Origin of the sequence: Bradyrhizobium oligotrophicum (genome assembly GCF_051168495.1) — a bacterium.
In the GTDB taxonomy this organism is placed as follows: Bacteria; Pseudomonadota; Alphaproteobacteria; order Rhizobiales; family Xanthobacteraceae; genus Bradyrhizobium; species Bradyrhizobium oligotrophicum_A.
Genome location: NZ_JBNPVB010000038.1, coordinates 1 through 25,291, shown reverse-complemented (window position 1 = coordinate 25,291; position 25,291 = coordinate 1). Strand labels below are relative to the sequence as shown.

The 25,291-nt window shown below is 66.5% G+C and carries 21 protein-coding genes; 9 read left to right on the top strand and 12 right to left on the bottom strand.

Annotation, left to right across the window (positions count from 1 at the left end):
- Window positions 1-264 precede the first annotated feature (264 nt).
- Window positions 265-1,086 carry an IclR family transcriptional regulator gene (locus ACQR1B_RS35360; protein ID WP_434837542.1) on the bottom strand — a complete coding sequence of 274 codons (822 nt, stop codon included), beginning with the start codon at window positions 1,084-1,086 and terminating at the stop codon, window positions 265-267.
- A gap of 180 nt (window positions 1,087-1,266) precedes the next feature.
- Here ACQR1B_RS35360 and ACQR1B_RS35355 point away from each other — a divergent pair, with 180 nt between their 5' ends.
- Genes ACQR1B_RS35355 through ACQR1B_RS35325 form a run of 7 tightly spaced genes read left to right on the top strand, consistent with a single transcriptional unit; the run spans window position 1,267 to window position 7,868 of the window.
- Complete coding sequence (locus ACQR1B_RS35355; RefSeq protein WP_434837523.1) at window positions 1,267-2,322, top strand: ABC transporter ATP-binding protein; 1,056 nt, start codon at window positions 1,267-1,269, stop codon at window positions 2,320-2,322.
- Window positions 2,319-3,176, top strand: coding sequence for an ABC transporter permease (locus tag ACQR1B_RS35350; RefSeq protein WP_434837524.1), 858 nt, complete (start codon window positions 2,319-2,321; stop codon window positions 3,174-3,176). Before ACQR1B_RS35355 ends, ACQR1B_RS35350 begins: the two co-directional genes overlap by 4 nt.
- Window positions 3,173-3,976: an ABC transporter permease gene (locus ACQR1B_RS35345; RefSeq protein WP_434837525.1), complete on the top strand. Its 804-nt coding sequence runs from the start codon at window positions 3,173-3,175 to the stop codon at window positions 3,974-3,976. Before ACQR1B_RS35350 ends, ACQR1B_RS35345 begins: the two co-directional genes overlap by 4 nt.
- A gap of 12 nt (window positions 3,977-3,988) precedes the next feature.
- Window positions 3,989-4,282, top strand: coding sequence for a (2Fe-2S)-binding protein (locus tag ACQR1B_RS35340; protein WP_434837526.1), 294 nt, complete (start codon window positions 3,989-3,991; stop codon window positions 4,280-4,282).
- A complete protein-coding gene (locus ACQR1B_RS35335; RefSeq protein WP_434837527.1) occupies window positions 4,275-5,669 on the top strand; it encodes an FAD-dependent oxidoreductase in 1,395 nt (464 codons plus the stop codon). Before ACQR1B_RS35340 ends, ACQR1B_RS35335 begins: the two co-directional genes overlap by 8 nt.
- Entirely contained in the window at window positions 5,653-6,825 is a 1,173-nt protein-coding gene (locus ACQR1B_RS35330) for an NAD(P)/FAD-dependent oxidoreductase (RefSeq protein ID WP_434837528.1), read from the top strand. The genes ACQR1B_RS35335 and ACQR1B_RS35330 overlap by 17 nt, the downstream gene beginning before the upstream one ends.
- Window positions 6,822-7,868: an ABC transporter substrate-binding protein gene (locus ACQR1B_RS35325; RefSeq protein ID WP_434837529.1), complete on the top strand. Its 1,047-nt coding sequence runs from the start codon at window positions 6,822-6,824 to the stop codon at window positions 7,866-7,868. Before ACQR1B_RS35330 ends, ACQR1B_RS35325 begins: the two co-directional genes overlap by 4 nt.
- A 185-nt stretch (window positions 7,869-8,053) precedes the next feature.
- On the opposite strand, the gene ACQR1B_RS35320 is transcribed toward ACQR1B_RS35325, so the two are convergent.
- Entirely contained in the window at window positions 8,054-8,776 is a 723-nt protein-coding gene (locus ACQR1B_RS35320) for a pyridoxamine 5'-phosphate oxidase family protein (protein ID WP_434837530.1), read from the bottom strand.
- A gap of 64 nt (window positions 8,777-8,840) precedes the next feature.
- On the opposite strand from ACQR1B_RS35320, the gene ACQR1B_RS35315 reads away from it, so the two are divergent.
- Window positions 8,841-10,301: a PLP-dependent aminotransferase family protein gene (locus tag ACQR1B_RS35315; protein ID WP_434837531.1), complete on the top strand. Its 1,461-nt coding sequence runs from the start codon at window positions 8,841-8,843 to the stop codon at window positions 10,299-10,301.
- Here ACQR1B_RS35315 and ACQR1B_RS35310 read toward each other — a convergent pair.
- The 4 genes from ACQR1B_RS35310 to ACQR1B_RS35295 form a co-directional block, all read right to left on the bottom strand.
- Window positions 10,289-11,635, bottom strand: coding sequence for an MBL fold metallo-hydrolase (locus tag ACQR1B_RS35310; protein ID WP_434837543.1), 1,347 nt, complete (start codon window positions 11,633-11,635; stop codon window positions 10,289-10,291). The two genes, ACQR1B_RS35315 and ACQR1B_RS35310, sit on opposite strands and share 13 nt — an antisense overlap.
- Window positions 11,636-11,726: 91 nt before the next feature.
- Window positions 11,727-13,637: a peptidase M4 gene (locus ACQR1B_RS35305; protein ID WP_434837532.1), complete on the bottom strand. Its 1,911-nt coding sequence runs from the start codon at window positions 13,635-13,637 to the stop codon at window positions 11,727-11,729.
- Between the two features lie 49 nt (window positions 13,638-13,686).
- Window positions 13,687-14,844, bottom strand: a complete 1,158-nt coding sequence (locus ACQR1B_RS35300; RefSeq protein ID WP_434837533.1) for a patatin-like phospholipase family protein — start codon at window positions 14,842-14,844, stop codon at window positions 13,687-13,689.
- 118 nt (window positions 14,845-14,962) lie between these two features.
- Window positions 14,963-15,541, bottom strand: a complete 579-nt coding sequence (locus ACQR1B_RS35295) for a hypothetical protein (protein WP_434837534.1) — start codon at window positions 15,539-15,541, stop codon at window positions 14,963-14,965.
- Between the two features lie 257 nt (window positions 15,542-15,798).
- Between ACQR1B_RS35295 and ACQR1B_RS35290 the strand changes: the two genes are divergently transcribed.
- The gene (locus tag ACQR1B_RS35290) at window positions 15,799-16,887 is read left to right on the top strand and encodes an SMP-30/gluconolactonase/LRE family protein (RefSeq protein ID WP_434837535.1); all 1,089 of its coding nucleotides are present in this window, start codon (window positions 15,799-15,801) and stop codon (window positions 16,885-16,887) included.
- An 84-nt stretch (window positions 16,888-16,971) separates the two neighbouring features.
- Here the strand turns inward: ACQR1B_RS35290 and ACQR1B_RS35285 are convergent, their stop codons facing one another.
- From ACQR1B_RS35285 to ACQR1B_RS35260, 6 genes are all read right to left on the bottom strand, one after another.
- Window positions 16,972-17,766 carry a class II aldolase/adducin family protein gene (locus tag ACQR1B_RS35285; protein ID WP_434837536.1) on the bottom strand — a complete coding sequence of 265 codons (795 nt, stop codon included), beginning with the start codon at window positions 17,764-17,766 and terminating at the stop codon, window positions 16,972-16,974.
- A gap of 74 nt (window positions 17,767-17,840) precedes the next feature.
- Entirely contained in the window at window positions 17,841-19,379 is a 1,539-nt protein-coding gene (garD, locus tag ACQR1B_RS35280) for a galactarate dehydratase (protein WP_434837537.1), read from the bottom strand.
- A gap of 229 nt (window positions 19,380-19,608) precedes the next feature.
- A complete protein-coding gene (locus tag ACQR1B_RS35275) occupies window positions 19,609-21,057 on the bottom strand; it encodes an aldehyde dehydrogenase family protein (protein ID WP_434837538.1) in 1,449 nt (482 codons plus the stop codon).
- Between the two features lie 55 nt (window positions 21,058-21,112).
- A complete protein-coding gene (gene gudD / locus ACQR1B_RS35270) occupies window positions 21,113-22,468 on the bottom strand; it encodes a glucarate dehydratase (RefSeq protein ID WP_434837539.1) in 1,356 nt (451 codons plus the stop codon).
- A 382-nt stretch (window positions 22,469-22,850) separates the two neighbouring features.
- Window positions 22,851-23,795: a 5-dehydro-4-deoxyglucarate dehydratase gene (gene kdgD, locus ACQR1B_RS35265; protein WP_434837540.1), complete on the bottom strand. Its 945-nt coding sequence runs from the start codon at window positions 23,793-23,795 to the stop codon at window positions 22,851-22,853.
- A 131-nt stretch (window positions 23,796-23,926) separates the two neighbouring features.
- A complete protein-coding gene (locus ACQR1B_RS35260) occupies window positions 23,927-24,829 on the bottom strand; it encodes a LysR substrate-binding domain-containing protein (RefSeq protein ID WP_434837541.1) in 903 nt (300 codons plus the stop codon).
- Window positions 24,830-25,291: the final 462 nt, after the last annotated feature.

Genomic DNA, 25,291 nt, shown 5'->3' with positions numbered 1-25,291 from the left:
GACAGCGAATCACACCGGTCATCCCCTGGCAAACCCGAAATCTTTGAGAAAGATTCACACCCTCTCAGGGTGAGGAGTGACGGTGGTGCGGGGCGATGGAGCGAAATGATCCCTCCATGAGCACGCTCTTCGTGTTCAGGGTCCGGTGTGCAGCGCCGCCTCGGCTCTTGAACCTCATGGTGAGGAGCGCCGCACAGTACAGCCTCCAGAAACAGGACTAGCAAAGCGGCGCGTCTCGAACCATGAGGCCCGGGTGGCGCGTCGTCAGCGACCTCCGATCGTGCTCAAGCTCCGCGACGGATAGCGCAGGGCGACGTCGAACGGGTTGAGTTTGCCGGCCAGCGCCAGTGCCTCGCTTTGCAGGATCTTCACCACGTGCGGCAGCCGGCCGGCGTTGAGCCGCTCCGCGAGCGTGCCGACGCTGAGCGCGGCGACGGCGCGGCCCTGCGCATCGAGCACCGGGACGCCGGCGCCGGCCATGCCGGGAATGAGGCCGGCGCTGGTGTTGACCCAGCCCTGCGCGCGCGCCTGCGCCAGCGCGCTGCGCAGCGAGGCCTCGTCGAGGAAGCCGCGATCGAGCAGGCGCGGGATGTTGAAGCGGATCACCGCCTCCTGCTCGTCCTCGGGCAAATTGGCGAGAATCGCGAGGCTGCCCTGGCCGAGCCCGAGCGGGACCTTGCCGCCGATGTCGCCGGTGAAGGAGCGGATCGGGAATGGCCCCTCGACGCGATCGAGGCAGACTGCATCGAAGCCGTTGCGCACCAGCAGGAAGATCGTGTCGCTCAAGGTGGCGGAGAGGCGCAGCAGCGCCGGTCGCGCCGCCTCGCGCAGGCCGCTGGCCTGCCCGGCGCGCGCGGCGAGCACGTAGAAGTCGAGCGCGAGGCGATAGCGCTTGCCGGCGATCTGCTCGGCAAAGCCTTCCGCGGCGAGGTCCTGCAGCATGCGGTGCGCGGTCGGCTGGCTGCAGCCGGCGGCTTCGGCGATGTCCTTCAGCCGCAGCCCGGTGGGGTCCCCCTCGGCGAGAATGCGCAGGAGCTTGAGCGCGCGGCGGAGGCTGGAGGCTGAGCCCAACTCTGGCGCGGCCATCGCTGCCGATGAATTATCTAGGGGCGTTCTGGACATCAGATTTCATATATCAGAATTATGATGAATTAAATTCAGGATATCGGAATTTATCGTTGACCCCCAGCATGGCGGGTCGGCATGAAAAGGTCCCAAGGCGGCAATCCCATCGACGGACAGGGAGCGTCCGCCGTGCGAGGACGCATGGGTTTCCTGACGCTGGACGGTCTGACGAAGCTCTACGGCGATGTCGCTGCGGTCAGCGATGTCAGTCTCAGCGTCGCCAAGGGCGAGTTCATCTCGCTGCTCGGCCCCTCCGGCTGCGGCAAGACCACGACGCTGCAGATGATCGCTGGCCTCGCCGAACCGACCTCGGGGCGCATCACGCTCGACGGCCGCGACATCACCCATGAGAAGCCGGATCGCCGTGGCCTCGGCATCGTGTTCCAGAGCTACGCGCTGTTTCCGCACATGACGGTGGCGCAGAACGTCGCCTTCGGCCTGGAGATGCGCAACGTGATCAGGCCGGAGCGCGAGGCGCGCGTCAAACAGGCGCTGGCGCTGGTGCAGCTTGCAGCCCTCGCCGACCGCTATCCGCGCCAGCTCTCCGGCGGCCAGCGCCAGCGTGTCGCGGTGGCGCGCGCGCTCGTGATCGATCCGCCGGTGCTGCTGCTCGACGAGCCCTTGTCCAATCTCGACGCCAAGCTGCGCGAGGAGATGCAGTTCGAGCTGCGCGGCATCCAGCAGCGCGTCGGCACCACCACGATCATGGTGACGCACGACCAGAGCGAGGCGCTGTCGATGAGCGACCGCGTCGTGGTGATGGAGCGGGGGCGGATCATGCAGGTCGACGCGCCCTATCGGCTGTATGAAAATCCGGCGACGCCGTTCATCTCCTCCTTCGTCGGCAAGATGAACCGGCTGCCGGGCGTGTGGCGTCCCGGCGGCGTCGAGATCGGCGGCCGCGTGCTGCCGTGCGAGGGGGCTGATCTCGTTGATGGCGCGGCGGCCGTGCTGGCGATCCGGCCGGAGAAGATCGGCTTGAAGGCGCTTGGCGGCGGCGTGCTCGACGGCCGCGTCAAGGGCCGCTTCTTTCTCGGCAACGCCTGGTTCTTCACCGTGGAGACGCCGGCTGGATTGATCGGCGTGTCCCTGCCGAATGCCGGCGAGGAGCCAGCGCGGGAAGGCGATCAGGTCGGGCTCGATTGGAGCAGATCGAGTGCCAAGGCCGCAAAGCCCGAGGGAGCGCAATCGATATGAGCGGCGCACGGGCCGGTACAACACCCTGGCTGCTGGCCGCGCCCGGTGCGCTGCTGTTCGCGGCGCTCGTGGTCGTCCCGCTCGCACTCACACTGATCCTGTCGTTCCACGTCTACGACGCCGCGACCGGCGTCAAGGACGAGACCACGCTCGCGCACTACGCCACGATTCTCTCCGACAGCTACTTCCTCAACATCTTCTGGCGCACCTTGCGGCTCGCCGCGCTGACGACCTTGATCTGCGCCTTGATCGGCGCGCCCGAGGCTTACATTCTGTCGCGCATGCGCGAGCCCTGGCGCTCGGTGTTCCTGCTCGCGATCATCGGCCCGCTGCTGGTGTCGGTGGTGGTGCGCGCCTTCGGCTGGAGCATGCTGCTTGGTCCAACAGGACTCGTGAACGAAGCGTTCCGCGCGCTCGGCCTGGGGACCGTGAAGATCCTCTACACCGAGACCGCCATCGTGATCGCGCTGGTCCATGTGATGCTGCCGTTCATGGTCATCCCGGTCTGGACGTCGCTGCAGAAGCTCGATCCGATGGTCGAGGCGGCGGCGTGGACGCTCGGCGCCTCGCGCTTCACGGCGCTGCGCCGTGTGGTGCTGCCGCAGGTCACGACGGGCCTGTTGTCCGGCAGTCTCGTCGTGTTCGGCCTGTCGGCGTCGGCCTTCGCGATCCCTGCGCTGCTCGGCGGCCGACGGCTGAAGATGGCGGCGACGCTCGTCTACGACGAATACATGCACGAGCTGAACTGGCCGCTGGGAGCCGCCATCGCGATCCTGGTGTTGGTCACGAACCTCGTGCTCATGCTCGGCTACCAGCGCATGGTCGAGGCGCGCGCCAAGCGGACATTGGGATGAGCGGCATGCGCCACAATGGTCCGGTCGCGCTGCTGTTTCATACGCTCGTCGTCGGCTTCGTGCTGGCGCCGCTGGTCGTGATCTGTCTCGTCGCGTTCACGCCGGCCAACACGCTGACCCTGCCGACCACGCCAGTCTCGCTGCGCTGGTTCGCGGCCGTGTTCGCGCATCCTGATTTCGTCGCCTCCTTCCTCAACAGCCTGTGGGTCGCGGTCACAGCCGCGACGATCGCGGTGGTGCTCGCGGTCGCCGCCGGCCTTGCGCTCGATCGCTACGACTTCCGCGGCCGCGCCGCGCTCAACGCGCTGTCCCTGTCGCCCCTGATGATCCCGCATCTCGTGCTCGGCGTCGCGCTGTTGCGGCTGTTCGCGCTGCTCGGCGCCACCGGCAGCCTGCTGTGGCTGACTGCAGGTCACATTGTCGTCGTCACGCCTTATGTGCTCCGCCTGGTTCTGGCGGCTCTGTCCGGCCTCGACCGCAGCGCGGAGCAGGCGGCGGTGACCCTGGGCGCCTCGCGCTGGACCGTGTTCCGCCGCATCACCGTGCCGATGATCCTGCCCGGCATCACCGGCGGCTGGCTGCTCGCCTTCATCAACTCCTTCGACGAGCTCACGATGTCGATCTTCATCACCTCGCCCGCCACCGTCACCTTGCCGGTGCGCATGTACATGTATGCGACCGAGTCGATCGATCCGATGATGGCGGCTGTGTCGGCGCTGATGATCGCGGTGACCGCCGCAGCCATGCTGCTGCTCGACCGCATCTTCGGTCTCGACAAGATCCTTGTCGGGCAGGGCTGAGGGACGTTGGCCATGCCGCTGCTTCATCGCCTCGTCCGTAACGACAGTCCTGCGATCTCCTTTCTGATCGACGGTAAGCCGCATGAGGGCCGCGCCGGCGATACCGTGTTGACGGCCGTGCTGTGTCATTCCGAACGGCTGCGTCACAGCGAGTTCTCCGGCGCGCCGCGCGCCGGCTTCTGCCAGATGGGCGCGTGCCAGGATTGCTGGGTGCAGCTCGCGGGGGGCGAGCGGCTTCGCGCCTGCACGACTGAACTCGCCGAGGGCATGCATATCATCACCAAACGGGGGCGCGGCCATGGCTGAGCGCGCACCGCCGCTGATCGTCGGCGCCGGCCCGGCCGGCATCCGTGCTGCGATGACATTGGTCGCGGCTGGCCTGCGGCCGATCGTGATCGACGAGGGCCATGCGTGCGGTGGCCAGATCTATCGCCAGCCGCTGGTTGACGACGGCCGTGACGCCCGGGCGCGCTATGGCTCGGAGGGTGCGAAGGCGACGCGGCTGCATCGTGATTTCGCGGCGCTCGGCGCAGAGGTGGACTACAGGCCGAACACGCTGCTGTGGAATCTGCGCGACGGCGTGGCCGATAGTCTCCGCGAGGGCATCAGCCGGCGCATCAGCTATGACGGATTGATCCTAGCGACCGGCGCCACCGATCGCATGCTGCCGATTCCGGGCTGGACCTTGCCCGGCGTGTTCACGCTCGGCGGCGCGCAGATTGCACTGAAGGCGCAGGGCTGCGCGATCGGCCGGCGCGTGGTGTTCGCTGGCTCCGGCCCGCTGCTGTATCTCGTCGCCTGGCAATACATGAAGGCCGGCGTCGAGGTTGCGGCCGTGCTCGACGCGGCGCCGCTGTCGGCGAAGCTCCATCTCTTGCGCGCGCTGCCGCTCGCACCCGGCATCGTTCTGCGTGGCTTGCGCATGGCCGCCGAGTTGACGCTGCGCGGCACGCACGTGCAACTCGGCGTGACCGGCCTTCGCATCGAGGGTGAGGGCAGGGTGGCGCGCATTGTCTATCAGTCCGGTGGTCGCGAACACGCGATCGCCTGCGACGGTGTCGGCTATGGCCTCAATCTGCGCGCGGAGACGCAGGCCCCCGATCTCGCCGGCTGCACCTTCCGCTTCGATCCGCGCGATCGCGCCCATCTGCCGGTGCGCGATTCCAGCGGCCGCAGCAGCGTCGCGGGCGTCTATCTCGCCGGCGACGGCGCCCGCATTGCCGGTGCCGATGCCGCAGAGCTTGCGGGCGAGCGGGCTGCACTGGCGCTGGTGCAGGATCGCGGCCTGCCGAGCGATCCCGCGCGCGCCGCGATGCTCGAACGCTCGCTGGCGCGGATCGACCGCCTGCGCGACAGGCTTGAACGTGCCTTTCCCTATCCCTCGCATTGGGCCGAGGACATCGCCGACGATACGCTGCTGTGCCGTTGCGAGGAGATCAGCGCCGGCGAAGCGCGGCGCGCGATCGATGATTTTTCACTGACGGAGATGAACCGGCTCAAGGCCGTCACACGCATCGGCATGGGCCGCTGTCAGGGCCGGATGTGCGGCGCGGCAGCGGCTGAACTGCTCGCGGTGCAGACGCGCCGCGACATCTGCGATGTCGGCCGGCTGCGCGCACAGGCGCCGATCAAGCCGATCCCGCTGGCCGTGAGCCTGTCCGTTGATGAGAGGCAGCATGACCCGGCGCATTGACTGCGACGTTGCCATCATCGGCGGCGGCCTCGTCGGCAGCTCCGCGGCGCTGGCGCTGCGCGGCATGGGTTTCTCGGTCACCTTGCTCGACAAGGGTTTCTGCGGCGCGCAGGCGAGCGGCGTGAATTACGGCGGCGTGCGCCGGCAGGGACGCCCGCCCGAGCAATTGCCGCTGTCGCAGCGCTCGCACGCGATCTGGCCGCGGCTGCAACAGTTGATCGGCATCGATGGCGAGTTCCTGCGCTCCGGCCATCTCAAGCTCGCGCGCAGCGCCGAGGACATGGCGAGCCTGGAGCAATATGCGGCCGACGTCGCGCCGTTCGGGCTTGATCTCGAACTGGTCGGCCACAATCAGCTCAGCGAACGCTTCGGCATTGGCGGCGAGGTCATCGGCGGCTCGTTCTGTCGCGGTGATGGCCACGCCAATCCGCGGCTGGTCTCGACCGCCTTCGCTGCAGCGGCGCGCCATGCCGGCGCCGAGGTCCTGGAGAATACAGAAGTCGTCGGCCTCGCCAGAACGTTCGAGGGGTTTACGCTCGAGGCCGGGGACGTCGCCATCAAGTCTCGCATCGTCATCAACAGCGCCGGCGCCTGGGCCGACAACTTCGCCCGCGCGTTCGGCGAGGCGGTGCCACTGGAGCGCACTTATCCGTCGCTGGTCGTGACCGAGCCGCTCGATCTGTTCCTCTCCGTCAACATCGGCATCGAAGGCGGCGGCATCTATGCGCGCCAGGTGACGCGCGGCAATGTCGTGGTCGGCGGCGAGCGCGCCGCGCCGCTCGACGATCCCGACTTCTCGCGGCCGCGCAGCGACGGCGTGCTCACGATCATGCAGCGCGCCAGTGAATTGTTCGGCCCGCTGCGCCACGTCCAGGCCATCCGGTTCTGGAGCGGCACCGAAGCGACGATGCCCGACCGCAATCCGGTGATCGGGCCGAGCGCCACGACGCCGGGCCTCTTTCACGCCTTCGGCTTCTCCGGCGCCGGATTCCAGATCGCGCCGGGCGTCGGCGAGGTTCTGGCCGAGCTCGTGCGCGACGGCGAGACCTCGACGCCGATCGCACCGTTCGCGATCACCCGTTTCTCACCTGCATCGCAGCCGGGCGATGCCTCTCAAGCAGCAATGACGACAGGATCGAAGGAGACCTCGCCATGATCGATGCTCGCGCCGCGCTCGGCTCAGCCCTTGCACTCATCCTCGCCACACTAGCCGCGCATGCCGAAACCAAGACGCTCTATGTCGGCATGAACGGCGGCAATTTCGAGCGCACCTACACGCAGGCGGTATTTCCGGACTTCGAGAAGGCCAACGACGTCAAGATCGTCGTCGTGCCCGGCACCTCCTCGGAGATCCTCGCCAAGGCGATCGCGGCCAAGGACAAGCCGCAGATGCATGTGATGTTTCTCGACGACGGCGTGATGATCCGCGCCGCCGGCCTCGGCCTGTGCGAGAAGCTGAAGCCGAGCGATGGGCTGGCGCAGCTCGAGCCGTTCGCACGGCTCAAGGACGACATCGCCGCCGGCATCGACATCGGCATGACGGGCTTGGCCTACAACAAGAAGCTGTTCGACGAGAAAGGCTGGGCGGCGCCAACCTCATGGCTCGACCTCGCCGATGCCAAATACAAGGACAAGGTCGTCATCCAGTCAGCTTCGGTGTCGACCTTCGGCCTGCACGCCTTCCTGATGTTCAACCGCATCAAGGGCGGCAGCGAGACCAATGTCGAGCCGGGCTTCAAGGCGTTCCCCGATTCGATCGGCAAGAACGTGCTCGAATTCATTCCGAACTCGGCCAAGATCTCCGAGATGGTGCAGACCGGCGAGGCCGCGATCTTCCCGCTGACGCCGACGGCGGTGGCGACGCTGAAGGAGAAGGGCATCGCGGTGGAGTATGCGCAGCCGAAGGAGGGCTCCGTCGTGCTGATGGTCGCCGAATGCGTCATCGCCAACAACTCGGAAGCCGCGCTGTCGCAGAAGCTCGCCGCCTATCTGCTGTCGCCGGAAGCTCAAGCGAAGGCGCTGGCGGCCGGCAACATCGTGCCCTCCAACACCGCTGCGAAAGCGACGACGCCCGCTGCCGAGCAGAAGCTCGCGACGTTTCACGGCTACATGAAGAGCGCCGTGACGCTCGACTGGGACGTGATCAATGCCAAGCGCCCGGAATGGAACACGCGCTGGAACAGGATGATCGAGCGCTGAGATATTCGTGGAATCGTAGGGTGGGCAAAGGCGTTCCGAGCGATGCAACGCATCGCTTGGAACGACGTGCCCACCATGGCAACGACGATCTCCCTCTCGATGGTGGGCACGGCGCGGTCTGGCAGCGTTTATGAGCAAACAAGAGAGGGGCGCGCCTTTGCCCACCCTACGTTTCGTGTCGTGAACTATCCCGCCGGATAGCTTGCTGCATACGCCTCCGTCAGCGCCTCATCGAGCCGCCGTCCGGCGCTGAAGCCTGCGAGTGGCGCGGGACGGGCAACGCCCGGCAGCAGCCGGCCGTCCGGCTCGGGCGCGCCGAGCACGGTGCGCACCGGGATGCGCTCGGCATACACCGGCAACGCGTAATCCTCCTCGTCGTCGATCACTCCGGCCGCGCGGATCTTCGCCGAGGCCTTTTCGATCTCCATCATGACCACCGACGTTGCCTTCACCTCCTGATCCGTGGTCGGGCGCAAGCTCTCGGTGCGGCCCGGAAACAGACGGTCGACCATCATCGTCAGCGCGCGCGCCTTCTCGGGCGCATCTTCGATCAGCCTGGCATGGCCGAACGCCATGACAGAGCGATAGTCCGCCGAGTGGTGAAAGGCGCTGCGCGCCAGCACGAGGCTGTCAAGATGCGTGACAGTGAGACATGCGGGCTGTCCTTCCGACAGATTGCGCAGCATGCGGCTGGCGCTCGAACCATGCCAGTACAGCTTGGTCCCCTCGCGCCAGTACAGCGTCGGCGTGCAATAGGGCTGGCCGTCGATGACGTAGGAGACATGGCACAAGGTACCGGAATCGAGCAGTGCGTGCACCGTCGCTTGATCATAGTGGGCGCGCTTGTACAGCCGCTTCACGCGGTTGGTGTCGTCGACGGGATAGCTCGCCACGGATGGCTCCGACATGATCAGTCTCCTGTTTGCAACGACGTCATGCCATGACAAAGTGGTTGCTGGGAGTTCCACTTCGATGCCAAATAAGACAACCACTTCGCGGCGCCGGGACGACGTCCTGGCGCTGCCGATCCGCCTCGATCGCGCCATTCGCAACCAGTCGCAGCAGGTCCACGGTGCGCTGCGCGCCGGCATCGTCGATGGCCTGCTCGCGCCCGGCCTGCGGCTGCCGTCGACGCGTGGGCTCGCTGAGCAGCTCGGCGTTCGGCGCAATGCCATCGTCGCGGCCTATGAGGCGCTGTTGTCGGACGGCCTGGTCGAGGCACGACACGGCGCCGGCACCTACGTCGCAGCCCAACTGCCGGCGCCGCAGTCGGCTGCGCCGGTTGCCGAACTGGATATTCGTATTCCGCCGCGGCGGCCGTTTGCGCTCGGCTTCACCCTGGTCGATCCGATGTTGCTGAAGCGGCTCGCCGCCGCGAGCCGGCGCCGCATCGCTCAGGCGGCTCCCGATGAACTTGGCTATGGCGATCCGCGCGGCAGCCTGCATCTGCGCACGGAGGTCGCGCATTATCTCGCCGCCAATCGCGGCGTCCGCTGTGACCCGAGCTGCATCCTGATCGTCAGTGGCACGCAGCATGGCTTGCGCCTGTGCATCGATGCGTTGCTCACACCGGGAGATGCCGTCTGGTTCGAGGATCCTGGCTATGTCGCCTCGCGCTACACGTTGAGCACGACGGGAGCGAAGCTAGTGCCGGTGCCGGTCGATGCGGAAGGCATCGTGGTGACCGCGGGCGAAAAGGCGGACGCGATGGCCAAGGCGGCTTATGTCACGCCGTCGCATCAGTTTCCGACGGGCGTTCCGATGAGCATGGCGCGGCGCATCGCGCTGCTCGACTGGGCACGCAGGTCCGGCGCCTACATCTTCGAGGACGACTATGACAGCGAGTATCGCTTCGCCGGCCCGCCGCTGACGGCGTTGGCCGGCATCGGCGCAGAGCGCGTGATCTATCTCGGCACCTTCGGCAAGACGCTGTTTGCCGGGCTCAGGCTCGGCTATCTCGTCGTGCCGCCGGAACTGGTGGCGCGCATCGTCGCTGCGCGCGCGGCGCAGGATCGCTTTCCGCCCGCCTTCATGCAGGAGGCCCTGGCCGATCTGATGGCCGATGGCGTCATCGCCGCGCACATGCGGCGAATGCGTCCGCGCTATCGCCAGGCGCGCGATGTGGTCGCGGAGGCGCTGGTCAAGCATGCCAAGGGATCGCTGCAATGGTCCGCGCCGGCGCAGGGCCTGCATCTCCTGGCGACGTTGCCGCCGGGCGTGCCGAAGGGCGCCGCGCGGCTGATCCGCGAACGCGCCGGCATCGAATGCCGTCTGCTCTCGGACGCACGGATCGTGCAGCGTGGGCCGGACGGCTTCATTCTCGGCTATTCGGGATTCGCAGCGAAGGATCTCGCCGATGCCGCGCGGCGGCTCGGGCGCGCGGCGCAGGAGATCTTGCGGGAATCGGGATCTTCCCGACCTCAGAAATCATAGTCGATGAAGAGCTGCTGGGCCGGCGCGCTGAATGCCTTTGGCAGCGGGCCGGCATCCGGATTTGCCGGCGTCTCCTTGCCGGCCGCGACCTGATCGCTGCGGGCCAGCTGATCGTTCATGCGCTGGCGCAGCGCGTCCAACAGGGGCGCACGCGGCACTTCGTTGTAGGCATGCTCCTGCGTCGAGCACATGCCGACGCAGCCGACCCGCATTGCCTTGACAGCGTCCTTCGGCGTCGCATTCGCGCTGCCGTGATGGCCGACCTTGTAGAAGTCGATTCTGCCGAGAATGTCCTGCGCCTTGGCGGTGAGCTGAGTATGGCCGGGCGTGCCATAGGCACCGCCATAGAGGAAGTTCTCCCAATTGCCCCATTGGGCATCGCCTGCGAACAGCAGGCTCTTGTCGCCGAACGAGAACAGAATGACGAGGCTCTGATTGTTCAGCGTCTTGTCGGCTGCCTGGGCCTGCGCGGCCAGGACGTCGGGCTGCGATCCTTCGATCATCCGCATCATGCGGTCGTAGCCGTAGGGCGCGAAGGCCTTGTCGCCGTAGTCGTCGCGCTTGCCGCGAAAGGCGTTGGCGAACGGCTTCAGTCGCTCCGGCTGATCACTGCTCTCGGTGGCGCCCGCCAGATATTGCTGGTTCTTGTTGGTCATCTGGCCGATCAAGGCGTCGTCGATCGGAGGACCCAGGATCTCCGCGGTGAGGCCGGCGGCAACGAGATCGGGGGGCAGTGTCGGCACGTCGCCGGTCTTGTAGTAGTCGTGTTCCGGCTGGCTGCCCTTGAAGCCGCCATGCAGCACGTTCAGCGCCTTCTGGTTGGCCGCGATGCCGGCAACGCCGAGTCCGCCAGTGATGTTCTCGGCCATGCTCAGCAGCTGTTCGGCTTCGGGATCCGGCCCTGCCGCCAGCCGCGCCTGGAATTGCCGGCCGAGTTGGCCGGCCATGGCGACGAGGCTCGCCTGAAACGCCGTGGCCTTCGGGTTGCCCGGGTTTTCGAACCAGGGCATCCACACCCGCTCGACCTCGATCTGGGCGAAGATGTCGGCGCAGCTCCCGAAGCCGGAAATGTGATCGGCATGCCGGTGCGTCATGATGACGAGCGCAAGCCGGTTGCTGCAGTCCTTCGCCATCTGGGTGACGGCCGCGCGCATGGTGCCGAGGTCCTTGGCGTGAACGCCGCAGTCGATCAGGATATGGCTGGTGCCGCTCCCTGTGGGCACGCTGAGCAGGAAGAAATCGCCGAAGCCGATGCGGTACATGCGCACGCGCAGGCCGTTGGCGGCCTTCGTGACGGCGCCAGCCGGCAGGGGCGTCACGTTGGATGCCGGCATCGGCGGCTTGCGCACCGCGCGGGCACGGCCGGCCGGCTGGCGCTTGCGTGCGGAAGTGGATGTCGGTGATGTCGAGCGGCTGCGTGGCATGTCAGACTCCCGCATGAAGCAGCGCAAAATCCAGGCGGAAGCGCTTGTCTTCGTCATGTCCGGAAGGCGGCGTGGTTGCACGTCCGCTGCTGACATAGAAGTTGCGCACCCGCTCCTCGCGTTCGGACTGGTAGAGTTTGGGAATGACGAAACGCACGCGCGGATCGGGGCGCCCGTCGTGCTCGGGCGGATCCTGGGCAATCAGCAGCGTGACGCCATTGCGCAGGGGGAATGTCCCGGGGATGCCGTGGCCGAACGGGACGCGCATGGTCTGCACCAGTTCGACGACCATGCTGACATAGAGCTTGCCGTCCTTGCCGGTCGAGAACATCGGATGAAAGGAGGGGGCGGCGATCGCGCCTGCCTTCGCATCGAAGCCCAGCTGGCCGGCGTGCTTCAACGCGAAGGCACGCAGGACGTCGCCATTGTGGTCCTTCTCCTCCTTGGTGAGACCATTGGGATCACCGAAGATCAGCCCCGGCACCTTCAGCTTTCCACGCACGACCTTCGGCCAGAACAGCGCATCCTCCGAGAAGCAGGTCGCGCTTTCGGCGACGATGCCGCGCAGACGGAAGGCCTGCATGAGGGCATCGCGAATATGGTCGGGATCGTCGGGCGTGTAGTCGAGATGCGCGGTGAGCAGGGCACGCAGGAAATCGCCGAAGGTGATGTCGACCGGCGGGCAATAGTCCAGCGCGCGGGCGCAGATGGTGAAGAACTCCTCTGCCGTCCGGCTCGCCTCCATGGCCAGCCGGTTGGCGAGCGGCACCGGCAAATCGGACTTGTCGAGACTTCCGCCACCGGCGCGATAGATCCGGAACAGGTCGAAGGTCCTGCGGCCGTAGACGGTGAAATAGGCGTCGAAGACCGCGGCCACCAGAATCGAACCGCGCTCATGCGGCTCGATCTTGGTCGCCATTTCCTTGGCCCCGTCGGGAGTCGCGGGCGTCATCAGCGCGCTGCGCAGGCTGGATTGTCGCCCCGCCCCCTCGCCGAACTGGGTGGCCAGCACGATCAGGGGGTTTTCCGTACTCAGCTGCGACTGGATCGCGGGCGTGGCGCCTTGCGCGAGGTCGGCATCTCCCTTCAGCTTGAACTCGAACAGCTTGCCGCCTGTCTTCTGCAGCGTATCGATCAGCGCCTCCTTATGGGAGAAATGCAGGAACAGCGCGGCGAGATCGGCAAAGGCCTCGTGGAAGGCGGCGACGTCGATATTGGTCGGCTCCATGAAATGCTCGCGGATGCCGTCGACGATCGCATGCGTGGTCTCATGCACGACGATGTCGTGGGACAGGCAGGTGAAGACGGTCTGTCCCGGCAGGTTGCGGCCCGGATTGGTGCGGCTGGCCTTGAAATAGCCGAACAGAATGCCGTGCGCGTCGGGGCTGTAGAACGCATTCGGCGCGCACATCGCATGCGGAAACAGGCTCAGGCGCCGCGAGGCGCCTTTTGGCGGCGCCGGATGACCGCTGCCGGAGCGCGTCCGCCAGCGCACGCGCCGGCCGAGCGCGAATTCGAAGCGCTGCAGGGTCTCGCTCGCCACGGCATAGACCATCTGCTGATGAAAGCGCGGGTCGGCCTGCGACGGCGGCAGGCCGCCGGTCATCAGCAGCTTCGGATCGTCAAGATTGACCGGCTTGTAGAACGTCTTCTGGCTGCCGTCGTAGTCGATCACCGCAAACCGCTCGCCGATCGGGCCCGGCTCCAGGCTCTCGTAGCGGACATGCGTCACCATCTGGTTGCCGACGAAACTGCCGAGGCTCGGGTCGAAGGCATAGACGTTGAGCGGACGTTCCGATGGAAATGGAATCTCCGTTGTCGAGAAGATGTCGTCCGGCATCTCCGCGTGCGCGCCAGGCGCCTCGCCGGTGAGCGTGACGTCGTCGCATTTGAAGCGCGATGGATGCGGCATCCTTGACCTCGGCCGGTGCTGGCTGCTGATGGTCTCGCGTGATGACCGATCAGTATCCTCCCGGAAGCGGAAAACCCGTTGGTGCCGCGATCTGGATCCCCAGCTTTTGCTGCAGCGGGGCATCGACATGCGCGCGCAGCGCCGCGTCGCAGACCGCATAACCCCAATTCATGAGCTTGTTCTGGACGTCGTGCGGCATCTTCTCGAGCCGGGTCGGGATCGCTGCCAGCGGCGCCGGATTGCGGTGCAGACAGTCGAGCGGATCGGCGGGAAGCGCGTAGTCGGCGAAGCTGGTGCGAATGCCCCAATAGGTCCCGGTGTGATCACCGCGTTGATAGGCGTCGATCAGCTGGCGCTTGCGCAGGCTCCGGACCTGGTTGTCGATGACGCTGAGAATGCGAACCGCGTGGCGAGCCCAATCGTGGTGGGGATCCTCCTCCGCGGTGATTTTCTGGCCGGCGTCGCTGACGAGCAGGGTCGAAAACCGCTTCACGGTCTCGAGGCCGAGGTTGTCGTAGACCCCGCCGTCGCTGAGCACCGCGCTCGTGGTGTAGGGCGGGTGGTTGAGGTCGGCACCATCCACCTTGCGCACCGGTTGGCGGATCGGCAATGTGAGCGGCGAGAGGATCGGCGGGAAGGCCGAGGAGGCCGCGACGGCGGTCGCGAGCTTCACGTCGGGCGCATCGACCAACCCGACCCGATAGTCGCCCATATAGGGCCGCGAAAACCGCCACAGCACGGCCGATTGCACGTTGGTGGCGTTGATGACGAAGCGCGGCGCCTTGCCGTCACCGTCATCGGGCAGATCGGCGAGCTTCCTGCCCTTGAACAGAACGTCGTCATAGGCGGACACGACCCGGTCGCTGATCGTGCCGGGGAGGAAAATCCCGCCGATCACCGCGCCGACGTCGACCGAGGTATCGGCCATCCGTCTGAGGCCGTCGAGGATGATGCTGAAGTTCTCCGCCTTGCCGGCGGCGTTGAAGTGAAGGTCCTTCCAGCGCAGGCCGAGATAGGCCGACGTGATCGAGCCGCCCGACACGCTGGAGATCCGCTTGAGCCGGCTGAGCAGCCCGACCTCGTTGAGCCGCCACAGCGCGCCGATGTGAAACACCATGGCGCGGTAGCCGCCGCCGGACAAGGACAGCGTCACGCCGTCTTCATGTTGGGTAGTGGCTGCATCGAGGTCGGTCGGCTCGATCGGCATGGCGGTCCTCCCCTTTGCCGATAGGTCGGGGGGGACGGGCACACGTTCAACGGGTTTGAAAATATTTCTGCATCCGGTGCGCGGCGCAGGGACCTGACCCTGCCATTCGCGCCGCCGGCTATTGGTATGGATCGTGGGCGGCGTTGGTCATGGTCTGGCGCACCCGGCGCAGGGTGATCGGCGTGCCGTCGGACACGAATTGCAGCTCATAGGCGCGGCCGGTGTCGTCCTTGGCGGAGCAGGTCACGCTGGTCACCCTGAGCATCGCGAAGTTGCCGACCTGCCGGCAAAAGCCCGATGAGCTCTGTGCCGCGGGCACGGGGATGCCGTCGACCTTCGGCCGGTGCTTCGAATTCAGCAGCATGCGATCGATCGGCAGCTCATAGACGTTTTGAATCGACCTGCGGCCGTTGACGCCGGAGAACGCGATGATGTGGCTGTCGTCCGCGGGATCGTCGAGCGCGACGGTGAAATGCGCGCGGCCCTTTTCGCTGTGGAAGAACGCCACCGTCCGGCACGGGTACTCCCGGCCGTCGACCTTCACGGTGCGGCAGCTGCCGGACATCAGCGCGTAGAGATCGATGTCGGGCCGCTCCTCCGGCGTGCTCGCGGCCGCCAGCGGCTGCTGAGCCAGGCAGGGGGCGCCCAGGCCGAGGCCGAGCAGGACGGCGATGAGGCGGGAAAAGTGCAGGGGCATCCGCGGGGTGTGAGCCTGGTGAGGAATCATGTCTGCGCAAGCTCAAGCGATGTGTCAGCTTTGCGGCAAAAGAAGGTCCGCCGCCGGCTGGTGCGGCGCATCTCCGATCCCTCGCCGCGCCGAGCCGGGCCGCGCGTTGCAGCGCGCGGACGGCATAGATCGATACCGCAAAAGCAATAGCAAGTTCCGCGCGCACCTTCTATGGGAAGAACACGGCCGGTCCACGGCCCAACATAACAACGAGAGGGAGGAAACGGATGACATTGTCGCGTCGCGGCATTCTTTCGGCGGCGCTCAGCGGAGCGGCGCTTGCGATCTCCGGCCAGGCGGGGGCGCAGTCCTTCCCCTTTAAGCCGAACCAGCGCTATCCCGATCCCGCCGTCGAGATCCTCGATCCCAGCTTTGCCAAGTACCGTCTCTACAGCTCGACCGTCGAGCAGCTCGCCAGCGGCATGCGCTGGGCGGAAGGGCCGGCCTATTTCCCGGACGAAGGCCATCTGCTGCTCAGCGACATCCCGAACAACCGGATCATGAAATACAGCGAGAAGGACGGCAGCTTCACCGTCTTCCGCAGCCCGGCCAACTACGCCAACGGCAACGCGCGCGACCGCCAGGGCCGGCTCGTCAGTTGCGAACATTCGGTGACGCGCCGCATCACCCGCACCGAGAAGAACGGCACCGTGACGGTGCTCGCCGACAGTTTCGAGGGCAAACGGCTCAATGCGCCGAACGACATCGTCGTGAAGTCCGACGACACCATCTGGTTCACCGATCCCTTGTTCGGCATCAACGGCAATTGGGAAGGCTTCAAGGCCAAGTCCGAGCAGGCCGGCACCAACGTGTTCCGGATCGGCACCGACGGCAAACTGACCGCGGTCATCACCGACCTCGTCAATCCGAATGGGCTCGCGTTCTCGCCGGACGAGAAGAAGCTGTACGTCGTGGAATGGAAGGGCACGCCCAACCGCAGCATCTGGAGCTACGACGTCAATGCCGACGGCACGGTCGGCAACAAGACGAAGCTGATCGACGCCGCCGACCAGGGCTCGCTCGACGGTTTCCGCGTCGACCGCGACGGCAATCTGTGGTGCGGCTGGGGCTCGAACGGCGCGCTGGCCGCCGAGCCGGCGGACGTCAACGGCCGCAAGGTCTATCCGCTCAAGGCGAGATCCGAGGACCTCGATGGCGTGATGGTGTTCAATCCCTCGGGCAAGCCGATCGGCTTCATTCGTCTGCCGGAGCGGTGCGCCAATCTGACGTTCGGCGGGCCGAAGAACAACCGGCTCTACATGGCGGCATCGCATTCGCTTTACGCGCTCTACGTCGAGACCGAAGGCGCGGTGTAGGACGGGCTCGGCGGCTTCCGGGGCAGCTCTGTCGGGCTGCCCCGGAAAGGCCTGATATCGTCGGGGCTCCAGCATCATCGCGATTTACTTCGTCGACTGCACCTTCTGTTTCCACAGCACCCAGGCTCGGTCCATGATCACCATGTTGACGCCGTCGGCCTTGGCGGCTTCCTCGGCGCTGAGATAGGTCACGTCGGAGCCGAGCCCGAGCGCCTGCGCCTGCAGCCTGGCATTGACGTCGGTGTAATAGGCGCGGAACACGGCCGCCTGGACCGCAGGTCCCACGGTGACGTCGCCATGGCCGCGCATCAGCACCACCGACTTGTCGCCGAGCGCCGACGCGAGCGATTTGCCGATGGCGTTGTTGCGCACCAGCATGTCGGTCGCGCCGAACTCCTTGGCAATGTCCCACACCGGCGCGCCTTCCCCGAGGAAGGCGGCGTTGTGATATAGCGGCTTCAACGGCGTCCGGCTGACGCTGAACGGCACGACGCCGGGCGAATGGGTGTGCACCACGGCGTTGACGTCGGGACGCGCCCTGTAGATCTCGGCATGGATGAAGCGTTCGAGGAACACCGCGCGGTTTTTCGCATCGACCGGCTCGCCGTTCTCGTCGAACTCCATGATGTCGGCGGCCGTGACCTGCGCCGGCGCGATCGAGCGCGCCATCAGGAAATGGCTGGCCTTGGTGGGATGCCGCGCGCTGACGTGCCCGAACGCATCGACGACGCCGAGATCGGCGAGCACGCGGCTGCCGGTCGCGATGTCCTCGAGCAGTTCGCGCGGCACGCCGGGGATGGATTCTTGGGCACGTGATGGAGCAACGCACAGGAGGAGCGAGGCTATGGCGAGTACTACAGAACGGCTGACACTGGACATCTCGTGGTCTCCCTCCCGGTCCTCGTTATTTACGTCGCGGCTTCAGCTTACGCGTCATTGCGAGCGAGACCTCCTCAGGTCACCGGTGCTGGATTGAACAGGGTCAAATCGTTGTGGATGCCCCAGCGGTCCGACCATGGCTTGGTGCGGCCGCTCGCAACGTCGAGGATCAGCTTGAACAGTTCCCAGCCGGTCTCCTCGATCGTCATCTCGCCGGTGGCGATGCGCCCGGCGTCGAAATCGATCAGGTCCTTCCAGCGCCGCGCCAGTTCGCTGCGGGTCGCGACCTTGATGACGGGCGCGGCGGCGAGGCCATACGGCGTGCCGCGGCCCGTCGTGAACACCTGGAGCGTCATGCCGGAGGCGAGCTGCAGGGTGCCGCAGATGAAGTCGGAGGCCGGCGTCGCCGCGAACAGCATGCCCTTCTGCTTGGCCTTCTCGCCCGGCGCCAGCACGCCGTGGATCGGGCCCGAGCCGGACTTCACGATCGAGCCCAGCGACTTCTCGACGATGTTGGCGAGCCCGCCCTTCTTGTTGCCGGGCGTGGTGTTGGCGCTGCGATCCGCACCGCCGCGGGCGAGATAGGCGTCGTACCAGTCCATCTCGCGGATCAGCGCGCGGCCGACCTCCTCGTTGATGGCGCGTCGCGTCAGCAGCTGGATGGCGTCGCGAACTTCAGTCACTTCGGAGAACATCACGGTGGCGCCGGCGCGGACCAGCAGGTCGGCGGCGAAGCCGACGGCCGGATTGGCGGTGACGCCGGAGAACGCGTCGCTGCCGCCGCATTGCAGGCCGATGACGAGGTCGGAGGCCGGGCAGGTTTGGCGTGTGCGCTTGTTGAGCTCGGCGAGGCGGCGGTCGGCCTGGGTCATGATGGCCTCGACGATGGCGCCGAAGCCGTCGAAGGCCTCGTCCTGCATGCGGACAATCGAGTCTTCGGTGCCTTCCGGCAGCAGCCGCTCCGGCGCGAGCTTCTCGCAGCCGAGGCCGACCACGAGGATCTCGCCGCCGAAGTTTGGATTCAGCGCGAGGTTCTGAAGCGTGCGGATCGGCACCACGGCGTCGGGCGCCGTGATCGCGACGCCGCAGCCATAGGCGTGAGTGAGCGCGACGACGTCGTCGACATTCGGATACTTCGGCAGCAGCTCGCTCTTGATGCGCTTGATCGCGAATTCGAGCGTGCCCTTCACGCACTGCACGGAGGTGGAGATCCCCAGCACGTTGCGGGTGCCGACCGAGCCGTCGGCGTTGCGGTAGCCTTCGAAGGTGTAGCCTTCGAGCGGCGGCAGCGGCGCCGGGACGGCGGTGGAGATTTCCAGCTGGTCGAGGGCAGGGGCCTCGGGCATGTCGATGCGGGCCTCGTCCACCCACTCGCCGGCGGCGATGAGCGACTTGGCATGGCCGATGATCTCGCCATAGCGGATGATGGGAGCGCCTTCGGCGATGTCGACCAGCGCGGTCTTGTGGCCCTGCGGGACGAAGCTCTTCAGCGTGAGGCCGTCAGGAAGCTTGGTGCCTGCGGGCAGGCCGAAATCATTGACCACGATCGCGACGTTGTCGCGCGCGTTGAGCTTGATGACCCGCGGCTCCTGGTTCACGACCTGCTGGTTCATGCTCGCTCCCTTGCGCTCCGTGGGCAAAGCGAAGCGTGCCCACCGTCTTTCGTCTCGCTCGACTGTCGGTGGGCACGGCGCTTCGCGCCTTTGCTCACCCTACAGGTCTTTTTCATGGGCGAGGCACTGTCCGTGTGGCTGCCCCTCACCCCAGCCCTCTCCCCGTGAAGAACGGGGAGAGGGAGTGGACCGTCGATGCGGCCCGTCTGTTAGTTCACGATCGTCGGGCTCACACCGGGAAGGTGTAGGCCGTCTTTACCGTCGTGTAGAATTCGCGGGCGTAGGAGCCCTGCTCGCGGGCGCCGTAGCTCGAGCCTTTGCGGCCGCCGAACGGGACGTGATAGTCGACGCCGGCCGTCGGCAAATTGACCATCACCATGCCGGCCTCGCTGTTGCGCTTGAAGTGCGAGGCGTATTTCAGGCTGGTGGTGCAGACGCCGGCCGCGAGGCCGAACTCGGTGTCGTTGGCGATCGCCAGCGCCTCGTCGTAATTCTTGGCGCGGATCACGCAGGCCACGGGCCCGAAGATCTCCTCGCGGGCGATGCGCATGGTGTTGGTGGCTTCCGTGAACAGCGCCGGCTGCATGTAGAAGCCGGGCGTCTCGCGGTTCAGCAGCTCGCCGCCCCAGGTCAGCTTGGCGCCTTCGTCCTGGCCGATCTTGAGGTAGCGCTGGTCCTGCTCGAGCTGGTTGCTGTCGACCACCGGGCCGATATGGGTGCCCTGCTTGACGGCGTCATCGACCACGAGACCCTTGAGGCGCTCGGTCATGGCCGCCACGAACTTGTCGTGAATCCCCTCGGTCACGATCAGGCGCGAGGACGCGGTGCAGCGCTGGCCGGTCGAGAAGTAGGAGCCGTTGACGCAGGCTTCGACCGCGACCTTGACGTCGGCATCGTCGAGCACGACCATCGGGTTCTTGCCGCCCATCTCGAGCTGGAACTTCTTCATCGGATTCGACAGCACGCAGGCCTGCGCGATCTTGCGTCCCGTGCTGACCGATCCGGTGAACGAGATCGCGTGGACGTCCGGATGTTCGAGCAGGGTCTGGCCGACCACCGAGCCGGAGCCGACGACGAGGTTGAACACGCCGGCCGGAAGGCCGGAGCGCGCGATGATCTCGGACAGCGCATGCGCCGAGCCCGGCACCAGCTCGGCGGGCTTGAAGACCACCGTGTTGCCGTAGCAGAGCGCTGGCGCGATCTTCCAGGCGGGGATCGCGATCGGGAAATTCCAGGGCGTGATCATACCGATGACGCCGACCGCCTCGCGCGTGATCTCGACATCGAGACCGGGACGCACCGAGGCGCCCTTCTCGCCGGTCAGGCGCAGCGCTTCGCCGGCAAAGAACGCAAAGATCTGGCCCGCACGCGCAACCTCGCCGATCCCCTCCGGCAGGGTCTTGCCCTCCTCGCGCGCGAGCAGGCGGCCGAGCTCTTCCTTGCGCGACAGGATCTCCGCCGAGATCTTGTTCAGCGCGTCATAGCGCTCCTGCGGCGTCGAGCGCGACCAGGCCGGAAAGGCGGCCTTGGCGGCGGCGACCGCGGTCTCGGTCTGCGCGCGGTCGGCCTTGGCGTATTCGCCGACGACATCGTTGGTGTTGGACGGATTGATGTTGCGGGTCACCCCGCTGCCGTCGACCCATTCGCCGGCGATGAAGTTCTTGAGGATCGCGTTCATGTTGTTCTCCCGCTTTATGCGCGATTGAGGCCGCAGTCATATCCCATCCGAAGCGTCAGCGCACGAGACACGGGCGCTTGTCGTCGAAACTCCATCCGGGGATCAGGTACTGCATCGCGACGGCGTCGTCGCGCGCGCCGAGCCCGTGGCTCTTGTACAGCGCGTGAGCCTTTTCGATGGCGTCCCGGTCGATCGCGATGCCGAGCCCGGGCAATTCGGGCACCGCGATCCGGCCGCCCTTGATCTGCAGGGGCTGCTTCGTCAGCGCCTGTCCGTCCTGCCAGATCCAATGGGTGTCGATCGCCGTCACCTTGCCCGGGGCTGCGGCGGCCACATGGGTGAACATCGCCAGCGAAATGTCGAAATGGTTGTTGGAGTGTGAACCCCAGGTCAGGCCGTTGTCGCGGCAGGTCTGGGCGACGCGCACCGAGCCCTGCAGGGTCCAGAAATGCGGATCGGCTAGGGGAATGTCGACCGCGCCGAGCCGCAGCGCATGACCGAGCTGCCGCCAGTCGGTTGCGATCATGTTGGTGGCGGTCGGCAGGCCCGTCGCGCGGCGGAACTCGGCCATGATCTCGCGGCCGGAAAAGCCGGCCTCGGCGCCGCAGGGGTCTTCGGCATAAGCGAGGACGCCGTGCATGTCCTTGCACAGCCGGATCGCCTCATCCAGCGACCACGCGCCGTTGGGGTCGAGCGTCACGCGCGCCTGCGGAAAGCGTCTTGCAATGGCGGTCACCGCCTCGATTTCGGCTTCGCCAGCGAGCACGCCGCCCTTCAGCTTGAAGTCGGCGAAGCCGTAGGCGTCGTGGGTGGCCTCGGCGAGCCGCACCACGGCCTCGGGCGTCATCGCCGGCTGGTGGCGGAGCTTGAACCAGCCGTCCTTCTCGCCCTCGCCGGTCGCGTAGGGCAGGTCGGTCTTGGTGCGGTCGCCGACGAAGAACAGGTAGCCGAGCGCCTCGACGGATTTGCGCTGCTGACCTTCGCCGAGCAGTGCCGCGACGGGCAGGCCGAGATGCTGGCCGAGCAGGTCGAGCAGCGCGGCTTCGACGGCCGTCACCGCGTGGATCATCACCCGCAGGTCGAACGTCTGCTTGCCGCGACCACCGGCGTCGCGGTCGGCAAAGACGGTGCGCATCGACGCCAGGAGGGTGTTGCAGGCGCCGATGCTCTGGCCGACGATCAGGCTCTTGGCATCCTCCAGCGTCTGCCGGATTTTCTCGCCGCCCGGCACCTCGCCGACACCGGTATGGCCGGCATTGTCGGTGAGGATGACGAGGTTGCGGGTGAAGAACGGCCCGTGCGCGCCTGAGAGATTGAGCAGCATGCCGTCACGGCCGGCGACCGGAATGACCTCCATGCCGGTGACGACCGGCGCGCCGGAGATCCCGGTGCTGGTGGCTTCGTGACTCATCGTGCTCCTCCTTCGTCTCTCGTTCTTGCTGCGCCCGTTCCCCTCATGGTGAGGAGTCCGCCACTTGGCGGGCGTCTCGAACCACGAGGCCCGGCTGTGGCCTCATCCTTCGAGACGCCTGCTGCGCAGGCTCCTCAGGATGAGGGGAAAGGGCGCGGCCTTCATCTCGTTCAGTCGCTTCCCCTCTCCATGAACACGTCTCTCGTCGTGTTCATGGTCCGGTGTGCAGTGCCTCGGCTTTTGCCCCTCATGGTGAGGAGCCCGCCACTTGGCGGGCGTCTCGAACCACGAGGCCCGGCGGTGGCCTCATCCTTCGAGACGCTTGCTTCGCAAGCTCCTCAGGATGAGTGGACAGGCTGTCGTCGCGACGGCGGCCTCAGTCTTATTCCGCCGCCTGCCGCGCCGGCACGGCGCCCGGCAGTGCCGTCACCAGTGCGGTCAGCTCCGCCATCTCCGCCTCCGTGAGGTCCGTCAGCGGCGGCCGCACCGGGCCTGAATCGCGGCCGCTCACCTTCATGCCGGCCTTGATGATCGAGACCGCGTAGCCCTTCTTCCGGTTGCGTATCGCGATCAGCGGCAGAATGAAATCCCTCAATCCGGCCTGGATGGTGGCGTGGTCGCGCTTGCGCACTGCGGCATAGAAGTTGGTGGCGAACTCCGGCACGAAGTTGAACACCGCCGAGGAGTAGGTGGTCACGCCCATGTCGAGATAGGGCAGGGCGAAGGTCTCGGCGGTCGGCAGGCCGCCGATATAGGTCAGGCGGTCGCCCATTTTGGTGTGGACCCGGGTCATCAGCTCGATGTCGCCGATGCCGTCCTTGTAGCCGACGAGGTTGGGGCAGCGCTCGCACAGTTTTGCGAGCGTGTCAGGCTGCAGGATGGCGTTGTCGCGGTTGTAGACGATGACGCCGATCGTCACTGACTTGCAGACCGTCTCGACATGGGCGGCCAAGCCGTCCTGCTCGGCATGCATCAGATAGGGCGGCAGCAGCAACAGGCCGTCGGCGCCGGCCTGCTCGGCGGCAACGGCGATCTCGCGCGCGATCGCTGTACCGTAGCCGGTGCCGGCGAGCACGGGCACGCGGCCATTTGTCTCGTCGACGGCGACCTTGACCACCTGCGGGACCTCGGCCGCCGTCAACGAGAAGAACTCGCCGGTGCCGCCGGCTGCGAACAGACCGGCGACGTCATAGCCGCACAGCCAATCCATGTTGGCCCGGTAGGTGGCCTCGTCGAACGAATAATCTGCCTTGAACGGCGTCACGGGAAAGGAGAGCAGGCCGCTGCCGATTTTCGCAGCCATTTCTTGAGGGGTCATCTTGCTCATCGCGCGGGTCCTTGGACTATCCTGGAATGAACGCGGCGATTGCATCAGCGCGCATTCCCTGAGCGACGTCGTAGAACCGAGTTCGATGCCGGTCCAAGCCAATGAGGGTATCGGTTGATGCTCGCCTTGCATCAGTCGTCGGCCTGCAAGGCGGCGAGATTGCCTGCGATCTCGGCCAGCGTCGGCAGCAGCGGATTGTCGTGATCGCGGCGCCAGACCAGGAACAGCTCGGCGGGTGTCGGGTTGCGCAGCTTCAGCGGCCGCAGCCGGACGTCGGCGATCTTCAGGCTCGCGGCGGCCTGCGGCACGATGGCAAGCCCGAGGCCGGCGCGCACCATGGCGAGGATCGAATGGACCTGGCTGAGGTGCTGCACGTAGCGCGGCAGCACCTCGGCGCGCATGAATTGCGACACCAGGAGGTCATGGAAATAGCGGGCCTCGGTCTGCGAATACATGATGAAGTTCTGGCCGTCGAAATCGCGGATCGACACCGTCGCGGCGGAGGCCAGCCGGTGGCGGCGCGGCAGCGCGGCGCAGAGCGGCTCGGCCACCACGCGCCGCGTTGCGAATTCCGGCCGCGCGATCGGCGGTCGCAGCAGGCCGGCATCGATCTGGCCGGACGCCAGCGCCTCGATCTGGTCGCCCGAGACCATCTCCTGCAGCGACAGGTCGGCCTCTGGAAGCGTGGTGCGGCAGGCGGCGACCAGCTCGGGCAGGAAGCCGTAGGCGGCGGCCGCGGTGAAGCCGATCTTGAGCGAGCCGCTCTTGCCGCTGGCGATGCGCTGCGCCACCTGGGCGGCGCTCTCGGCCAGCTTCAGGATGCGGCGCGCCTCCGGCAAAAAGCTGCGCCCGGCGGGTGTCAGCTTCACCGAGCGGCTGGTGCGCTCGAGCAGCACGGCATCGATGATGTGCTCCAGCACCTGGATCTGCCGCGACAGCGGCGGTTGCGTCATGTTCAGCCGGACGGCGGCGCGGCCGAAATGCAGCTCCTCCGCCACGGCGACGAAGCCGCGTAGCTGGTTGAGGTCGAACATCGATACCTCCTCGGTATGGATTGGCAGGAAATGCGGGCTTATTAGCATCGATTGGGAGAGGTGGAAATGTCGGTCTGTAGTCTGTAGGGTGGGCAAAGGCGCGCCGAGCTGTGAGTTGTTTGCTCCGCTTTGTCGCGCGCCGCGCCCACCATTGCCACCGCAGGTGCGGCTGCATGGTGGGCACGCGACCGCCCTGCGGGCGGCTGCTTTGCCCACCCTACGGCAGCGTCGCGCGGTGTCCGATTCACGGTCTCAAACCGCGCGACACATGACATCTCGTTCTCGCGGCGCTTTGCACCCGAGTTGCACTTCAGCCGTGCCCTCAGAACATGCAGAGGGCGCAGGGAATGCCGGGTGAAGGCCTCACCCATGGCCCGCCTGCTCAAAAAAATGCAGGCGGCAGGTACCACAGGCAAAGCCGATCATCCGGCATTCCCTGCGCGACGGTCTTCACGCTTATAC